7 protein-coding genes and 1 tRNA gene are annotated in these 8,484 nt (G+C 41.8%); all 8 read right to left on the reverse strand.

All coding sequences use genetic code 11. The annotated features are described in order from the left end of the window. Positions 1 to 431 (reverse strand): electron transport complex subunit E (locus ABYD77_RS15985; RefSeq protein WP_372771111.1); only part of this gene is annotated, 431 nt, incomplete at its 3' end. Then, complete coding sequence (gene rsxG, locus ABYD77_RS15990; RefSeq protein WP_372771112.1) at positions 424 to 1,062, reverse strand: electron transport complex subunit RsxG; 639 nt, start codon at positions 1,060 to 1,062, stop codon at positions 424 to 426. The genes rsxG and ABYD77_RS15985, both read right to left, overlap by 8 nt. Continuing rightward, positions 1,062 to 2,117 carry an electron transport complex subunit RsxD gene (gene rsxD, locus ABYD77_RS15995; protein ID WP_372771113.1) on the reverse strand — a complete coding sequence of 352 codons (1,056 nt, stop codon included), beginning with the start codon at positions 2,115 to 2,117 and terminating at the stop codon, positions 1,062 to 1,064. Before rsxD ends, rsxG begins: the two co-directional genes overlap by 1 nt. Before the next feature lies 1 nt (position 2,118). After that, positions 2,119 to 4,647 (reverse strand): electron transport complex subunit RsxC, encoded by a 2,529-nt coding sequence (gene rsxC, locus ABYD77_RS16000; RefSeq protein ID WP_372771114.1) that lies wholly within the window; start codon positions 4,645 to 4,647, stop codon positions 2,119 to 2,121. A gap of 9 nt (positions 4,648 to 4,656) precedes the next feature. Further along, entirely contained in the window at positions 4,657 to 5,211 is a 555-nt protein-coding gene (gene rsxB, locus ABYD77_RS16005) for an electron transport complex subunit RsxB (RefSeq protein WP_372771115.1), read from the reverse strand. Then, positions 5,212 to 5,793: an electron transport complex subunit RsxA gene (gene rsxA, locus ABYD77_RS16010; protein WP_038642068.1), complete on the reverse strand. Its 582-nt coding sequence runs from the start codon at positions 5,791 to 5,793 to the stop codon at positions 5,212 to 5,214. A 419-nt stretch (positions 5,794 to 6,212) separates the two neighbouring features. Further along, the gene (locus ABYD77_RS16015; RefSeq protein WP_372771116.1) at positions 6,213 to 8,144 is read right to left on the reverse strand and encodes an EAL domain-containing protein; all 1,932 of its coding nucleotides are present in this window, start codon (positions 8,142 to 8,144) and stop codon (positions 6,213 to 6,215) included. Between the two features lie 191 nt (positions 8,145 to 8,335). After that, a tRNA-Asn gene (locus ABYD77_RS16020) sits at positions 8,336 to 8,412 on the reverse strand. Positions 8,413 to 8,484: the final 72 nt, after the last annotated feature.

Raw genomic sequence — 8,484 nt, forward strand, 5'->3', positions numbered from 1 at the left:
ACAAGCACAATTAAAAAACCTAGCCCCATCATCAAGCCATCAAAGGCGGCAAGTGGCACAGAATTTTTAGAGGCAAATGCTTCAGCACGGCCAATAATAGCGCAATTAGTAACGATAAGAGGGATAAAAATACCCAGTGATAAGTAAAGCTCGTGACTAAATGCATTCATTAATAACTCGATCATTGTCACAAATGCGGCGATGATCATCACAAACACAGGAATACGGATTTCTTTCGGTACCCATTCGCGCACGATTGCGACCGTAACATTTGAGCCAAGCAATACAAAAAGAGTAGCAAGGCCAAGGCCAAGTGCGTTGGTAATCGTTGCAGAAACAGCAAGTAACGGACATAAACCGAGCAGTTGCACCAGCGCAGGGTTATTCTTCCAAAGGCCTTGATTAATAATATCGCGCAGTTGTTCAGTCATTGTTTACTCCGCATAGATTAGCATTATTAAATAAGTCTTGATGCTGGTTTTGAGTGTAAAGGCTTGCACGTTTTACAGCACTTATTATAGCTCTTGGGGTAATTGTGGCACCAGTAAATGCATCAAACTCACCGCCATCTTTTTTAACAGCCCAAGTTGTATCTTTAATTGATGTAGGGCGCTTGCCATTAAAACTTTTGATCCAATCTGAACGGCGGATTTCTACCTTGTCACCAAGCCCTGGTGTTTCTTTATGTTCGATAACGCGTACGCCAGCAATGGTGCCATCAATATAGATGGCTGATAAAATTTCAATATTACCGCTATAGCCATCAGGTGCTGTTGATTGTAATACGACAGCAACCGGTTTACCGTCTTTCTTCGCACGGTATACTTTAGTTGGTGCTGAATGATTTAAGTAATCCTCAGCAATCTCAGTACAGTCTAAATACAGCGTATTAGTGTATTCATTTCCATCAATCACCTGACTTAATGTAGTCATCAATTTTTGCTGTTTGTTTTGTTCAATTGCCGGTTTGGTCAAAATGTAGGTGAGCGTAACCAAAGCAGTACTGGCGATTGCAAATGCCCCCAAAATAAGGGAGTTCTTTGAGATTGATTTAGTTAACATTATTGCTCCCTCGCCCCATACACTTTTGGCTGCGTGTAATAATCAATTAATGGCACAGCCATATTGAGTAACAGCACTGAGAAAGCCACAGCATCAGGATAGCCACCGTAAGTACGAATAATGTACACAAGCAAACCAATTGCAGCGCCATAAATTAAACGTCCCTTGTTGGTGGTAGATGCAGACACAGGATCAGTCGCGATAAAAAACGCCGCTAACATGGTTGCACCACTGAATAAATGCAGAATAGGACCAGTGCTGACCCCAGGGTGAAAAATTACACCGATACTTGCGCATATTGCCAAACTAACCAAAAAACTCACGGGTATATGCCAGTTAATAACGCGTGACTGGAGTAAGTAAATCCCGCCTAGTAAGTAAGCAAAGTTGACCCATTGCCAGCCAATACCTGCAAACTCACCAAATATAGGGTTCTGTAGGCTTTCAGATGTGGTCAAACCATTACTTAAACCCGTTTTAAGACTGTCGAGAGGTGTTGCCATTGATACACCGTCTACGCCAAGTCTTAGTTGTTCCGTTGTGAAACCACTTTGCGTAATACCTGTAAAAATAACGCTAATTTCATCCAATAAGGAATGTTGATTAAGAGCAAGCTCCATGGGAGGTGACCAGGTTGTCATTTGTACTGGAAAAGAAATAAGCAACAGCACATAACCAGCCATTGCCGGATTAAATAAATTAAAACCCAAGCCACCGTAGAGTTGCTTTACGAAAATAATGGCAAATGCGGTACCAATAACAATCACCCACCAAGGTGCTAACGGTGGAATACTAATTGCGAGTAAAAGGGCGGTTAACACCGCGCTGTAATCAGAAAGTGCTGATTTTATATTGCGTTTTCTGAGCTTGAGTACGAATGCTTCAGCCGCGACTGCTGTTGCAATAGCAAGCAGCAACTGAATAAGTACACCAAAACCAAAAAAATAAACTTGGCATACAATGCCAAGACTTGCAGCAAGACACACCTTGAGCATAATCGCACTGAGTGACTTATGACTATGGTGATGCGGTGAACTGGTTAAGGATAATTGCACGTTATTCTGATCCTTTATCTTGTTTTGCTTTCTTCGCTTTTGCCTTGGCTATCGCTGCTGCAATTGCGGCTTTTTTTCGCGCTTCTGCATCAAGCGGTGCAGGATGATCGTTGTTAATCGCATCTTTAGGCTCTGTTTGGCCTTCAATGTCCCCATTGATCTTATGAACTGATGACTCGTCTTCCTGAGTATTAATAGTTTGCGACTCGGCTTCTTTAGCTGCCTTTTTTGCTTTAGCGCGAGCAATGGCTGCGGCAACAGCGGCTTTACGCGGGTCGTCTTCGTTTGGCGCTGCCGGTTCGACGGCTTGTGTATCGTCGTTTTGCGATTCGGCTTCTTTCGCAACCTTTTTCGCTTTAGCACGGGCAATGGCTGCGGCAACTGCGGCTTTACGCGGGTCGTCTTCGCTTGGCGCTGTCGGTTCGACGGCTTGTGTATCGTCGCTTTGCGATTCAGCTTCTTTCGCAACCTTTTTCGCTTTAGCACGCGCAATGGCTGCAGCAACTGCCGCTTTACGCGGATCATTTGCATTTTCTGTTTCTGGCTCGACAGCTTGCGCATCGTCGTTTTGTGATTCAGCTTCTTTGGCTGCTTTTTTCGCTTTAGCACGGGCTATAGCAGCAGCAACAGCCGCTCTGCGAGGATCATCTTCACTTAGTAGTTCTGACTCGGATGCTTGCATGTCAGCATTTTGGGATTCCGTTTCTTTAGCTGCTTTTTTCGCTTTAGCACGCGCAATAGCTGAGGCAACGGCGGCTTTACGAGGGTTACTTGCAGTATCATTTACATTTGACGCTTCAGCTTGCTCAGCTTTTTTCGCTTTAGCACGCGCTATTGCAGCTGCAACAGCATCTTTCTTATTCTCGCCACTTGTGGCTGTTGGCTTTTCTTCTTTGTAAGCACGGGCCTGAGCTTTACGTTCTGCACGCAGTTTTGCCATTTCAGTGTTGTCAGGCTCACCATTTTCGGTACGTTTGGCTTTAGCGCGGGCAAGCGCTGCGGCAACCGCTGCACTTTTATCACTTGATGCAACTCGTTTAGAGGCTTCTTCAACTTTCGATTTAGCTTCGTCAGTGGTGTGTTTTGCAGCACGTTTGTGGCGATTTTGACGTTCTTCTTGCTCTCGTTTTAAACGCTCGTTACGGGCTTCAAATCGCTCTTTGGCGCGCTCAGCTTTGATTTTATCTTCGCGCTCTTGGCGGATTTCTGCTTTGGCGACACGGTAATATTGCACTAGCGGAATTTCACTCGGGCAGACATAGGCGCAGGCACCACATTCAATACAATCAAATAAGTTATGTTCTTCTAATTTGTTGTACTCTTTACTTTTTGCAAACCATTGTAATTGTTGCGGTAATAAACTGGCAGGGCAGGCATCGGCACACGCGCTACAGCGTATACAGGCTTTTTCCTCACCAGGCATCGGCATTTCTTGTGAACTTGGCGCCAGTACACAGTTACTGGTTTTAATGATAGGCAAGCGCACGCTGGGTAAGGTAAAGCCCATCATTGGGCCGCCCATAATCACACGTTGCCACTCTTGTGGTTGAAAACCAGTTTGTTCTAGTAAAAATTTAATTGGCGTGCCAAGTAAACTCCAAACATTACAAGGGTTTGCAATGGTTTCACCGGTGAGTGTTACAACACGTTCAATTAATGGCTTACCATGGTAAATAGCTTGGTATATAGCGTATATGGTTCCAACGTTATGCACCACCATGCCAATATCAGATGGAATGCCACCTTGAGGTACATGTTTTGATGTCAGTATTTGGATAAGCTGTTTTTCACCACCAGAAGGGTATTTGGTAGGTACCGGACATACTTGGGTGTAATGGTCGTTTTCGCACGCTTTTTTTAGTGCTTCAATTGCTTCAGGCTTATCGTCTTCAATACCAATTAAGATTTTTGTTGGTTGGTAAAGCTTGCGAAGCACCTCTATGCCTTTAATTAACTCGTTTGCATGCTCACGCATCAGCATGTCATCTGCACTGATGTAAGGCTCACACTCAACACCATTGATAATTAAAAACTCAATTTCGTTTTTTGGTTGTGCTTTTATGTAAGCGGGAAAGCCAGCACCGCCCATACCACTGATCCCCGCACTTTGAATACGGTCGACGATTTCTTGGTTAGATTTAGCGTAGAAATCAGGCCAAGGGGCAAGCTCACACCAGGTGTCTTCACCATCTGGTGTTAACACTACACTTGGTTCAGGTAATGCACTTGGGTGAGTTGAGGGTTTCATTGCTATTTCGCTGATGGTACCTGATGTTGGCGCGTGAACTGGCACACTCCAGTGACCAGCAGCTTCTGTCAACGGCTGACCTTTAAGTACATAGTCACCAACGTTTACAAGTAATTTGCCGTTATCGCCAATATGCTGCTTAATCGGAATGATTAAGCTTTCTGGTAGCGGTAATCGCTTAATTGGTTGTTGTGTTGAACTTGCTTTATTAGTCGCAGGGTGAACTCCCCCAGGAATATTCCAAAGCTTACCGCGTTCAATTTGTTCTAAAATAGATTCCACCAACAACCTCTATTCGATATTTGTAACAGGAATGGTTTCTAGGTTCCATTTCCAGTTTTTACTTGTAGTTTTTACTGGCACCATGTCTATGCAATCAACTGGGCAGGGCTCAACACACAGATCGCAACCTGTACATTCATCTATTAATACCGTGTGCATTTGGCGAGTAGCACCAACAATGGCATCAACAGGGCAGGCCTGAATACATTTGGTACAACCAATACATTCGTCTTCACGAATGTAAGCAACTGTTTTAATGGGCTCTTTTTCTTCACCGCCAGCTAAAGGTTTGGCTTCAACCCCCATTAAATCAGCAAGCTTTTGTACTGTAGCTTCACCACCCGGCGGACATTTGTTTACATCATCACCATTAGCAATGGCTTCTGCATAGGGACGGCAGCCAGGATAACCACATTGGCCGCATTGCGTTTGCGGCAGTATTTCGTCGATTTGATCTACAATAGGGTTACCTTCAATTTTGTAACGAATAGCCGCAAAGCCAAGCACAGCACCAAATAACAGAGCCAAGCCACCAAGAGCAAGTAGGGCGTAGAATAAAGTCATTTACAGTTTAACCAATCCAGTAAAGCCAAGAAATGCAAGCGACATTAAGCCCGCAGTGATCATTGCTATGGATGCACCTTTAAATGGTGTTGGTACATCTGCAGCAGCTAAGCGCTCGCGCATTGCAGCAAATAAAATTAACACTAATGAAAAGCCAACCGCGGCACCAAAACCATAGATTGCGGATTGTAAAAAAGAATGTTGTTCACGTGTGTTAAGCAATGCAACACCAAGCACTGCACAGTTAGTTGTTATTAATGGTAAGAAAATACCAAGTAAGCGGTAAAGTGTCGGGCTGGTTTTTCTTACCACCATTTCAGTGAATTGTACGACCACAGCAATTACTAAAATAAAGCTCATAGTGCGTAAAAAGGTCAGCTCTAAAGGCACCAAAATATATTGATTAACAAGGTAACTGGTGACCGAAGCGAGGGTAAGAACAAACGTAGTGGCAAGTGACATGCCAATAGCAGTATCAAGTTTGCCAGAAACACCCATAAAAGGGCATAAGCCTAAAAATTGAACTAGTACAAAGTTGTTTACTAATACAGTTGCAACAAGTAACAGTAGATATTCGGTCATTGATATATTTTACGCGCTAGATTTGGCGTTTATTATCCGAATTTTCGGATTAAAGCTCAACTTATTCTGCTAAACAATGCGCATTCAATATAGAAAGTTTAATATACGCAAAAGAATAAGGGACATTTTGTCCCTTATTTAATTAGAGCGAGTTGATCTTCACAGTCTAAATTCTGTTTAAGTCCAAATCGTTTTGATCTCGGCGTTACTTCGCAGGCCTAGTGGGCTAAGTCAAGAAGTGAAAACAAAGAGCATAACGGTCTGGATTGAACATTACAGGCGGCGCTTGTTTGACATTTAAACTGCGTTATCGCTCATTTATGTAGAATCACTACAATCGCTCTGTCTTGTTTGAATGCCAAACAAACAGCTGCAGAAATAGACAGTATAGGTAAACACGCTCTTGATTTTGCGTGAGATTAAATCTCTTTTGGCTTTTCAATGTAATAGCCTTGCGCGCCATCTAAACACAATTGTTCAATTATGTGCTTTTCTTCTTGGCTTTCAACACCTTCGGCAAGAACGGTAACGCCAATTCGGTGTGCTAAATCAACCATTAATCGCATGAAGTATTGGTTGTTTTTGTCTTCTTCTAAACCACGTGTATAGCTTGCATCCATTTTGATAAAATCGGGCTTAAGATCACGGAAGAATTTAAACGACGTTAAACCAACACCAAATCGTTCAACAGTAATACGTGCCCCTACGCGGTGGATCATGTCTATAAAACGTTTAGATGCTTTAACATTTTGCTGTAAACCAAATTCACTCACTTCAAAAATTAATTTCGCTGCAATTGCGTTATCTTTTAGCAAGCGACGTTCCAACCAAATTGAAAACTGCTCGTCATGTGCGCTTTTGGCAGATACATTTAAACCAAAAAATTGATCATTTAAGTTGCGTGTTTTAATTGCATTAATTGCTTCTTCAATGACTAATCTGTCAACATGTGCGTGCTGATTTAACTTTTCACTCATCGCAAGGAAGGATGCTGTTGGTAAAATATGATCTTCAGTGGTTTTAAATCGAGCAAAAATCTCAGAATATGCTCTTGAACTGCGGCTAGTAGGCATGATCGTTTGTATCATCAATTGAATACGGCTGTTGTTTAAAACATCGTCAATCACTTGTCGCCAATTTTGGTTGCCAAAGCTAGCAGCAACATTATCTAGAATATCGCTCTCTTTTTGAATATGGAAACCATTCGTTGTTTTGCTTTGCGCCATGCTGAGCGCAGTATCGACCTGAGCCAAAAGTGGACTGAGCGGTTTACCCGTTTCAAATGACACTATACCTGTATTGGCAACACTTGTAAGTTCAACATGTTGTTGAAATTCTGTGAACTTACTTTGAAGTACTTCACCGAGTCTTTCAGCTTCTTTCAAGGGTACGTTCATCAATAGAACCGCGAAGTCAGAACTATTCAGACGATAACTAGTACTGCCGGAATAGGTTCCAATTGCTTGCGTAATTAATTCTGATACATCTTTTATATATTCATCACCTTGCTGATAACCTCGAGTTTGATTTATTAAGCTCAATTCAGTACAGCGGACAACGGCAAGTGTACCAAAACAAGGTTTTTCCGCATTTTCAACTTGGTGTTCATAATGTTCTATAAATAAATTTCGATTACCAAGCCCTGTAATTGTGTCTTTGTAAGCTTCACGTTTAATATCAAGAGCAGAAGATTCAATGTCTTTTTGCTTACGTTTTAAAAAACTGTTTAATCGAACGATGCTTGGAAAGATATTACTAATGGTACCATCAACTAATGATGAATCTAGTTTTCCGTCTTTGTTATCGCTCTCGATATACTTGTCAACCATATTTGAAATGGCATCACCCACTTTGTTTGATGCTTGAAGTAGGGTGAGCTTTAACGTAATGAAAGGCACTAGGGTTAAAACTAAAATCACCAAGAATAAAATCAAAAATGCGTTCTGCATAATTTCGGCAGCTTGTTCTAAGCGCAAAGTGAATTCGATTTTTAATCCTAAATCACTGCCAGCACCATGCTGCGAGCGTATGAAAGGTTTAATTTTTTGTAATTGTTTTACTAAAAAAGGCAAATAACCTTGATTTCCTTGATGGCTATAAAGAGTTTTATTTTCTATGTCTTTAATGATCAGTTTATCGAGGTTGTATTGTAGTTTAATATTTTTAGCAAATGCTTCTAGATCCTGATCAGGATCTAATTGTGTTAGCTCAAAGTCTATTGCACGTTGTATTTTTAACTGCTGACTATTAGCAAATTGGTGTAATGCAGAATTTAGCATATAACCTGTTAACACAGTTGCTAGCATGCAAAAAAATACTTGAATCGTAATAAAGCGAGTCAGTCCTGCCATGGTTTTTCTTATCTCACGATGTATAAAAAGTTAGATCGTATTAAATGAAGTAGGGAATAACTAGTTCTTTTACATTACTGAAACAATAGTGTCAAAAAATACTATCACTAATACGAAAAAATCTCTTATGTAATGGTAAGTTATATTCTTAAAAAAGTCTAATATTGGTGGAAATGTGGAGTATTAAAAGTTGGCTCCCCCTCCCCGACTCGAACGGGGGACCTGCGGATTAACAGTCCGTCGCTCTAACCAACTGAGCTAAGGGGGAACAAGCATACATAAAGAAGATTAACGATTGGCTCCCCCTCCCCGACTCGAACGGGGGACCTGCGGATTAACA

The sequence above is a fragment of the Pseudoalteromonas sp. genome, assembly GCF_041629635.1.
Lineage (GTDB): Bacteria > Pseudomonadota > Gammaproteobacteria > Enterobacterales > Alteromonadaceae > Pseudoalteromonas.

Coding starts and splice junctions, on each gene's coding strand:
- ABYD77_RS16015 (WP_372771116.1), bottom strand. CDS start 8,144: ATGGCAGGACTGACTCGCTTTATTACGATTCAAGTATTTTTTTGCATG.
- rsxB (WP_372771115.1), bottom strand. CDS start 5,211: ATGACTTTATTCTACGCCCTACTTGCTCTTGGTGGCTTGGCTCTGTTA.
- rsxA (WP_038642068.1), bottom strand. CDS start 5,793: ATGACCGAATATCTACTGTTACTTGTTGCAACTGTATTAGTAAACAAC.
- rsxG (WP_372771112.1), bottom strand. CDS start 1,062: ATGTTAACTAAATCAATCTCAAAGAACTCCCTTATTTTGGGGGCATTT.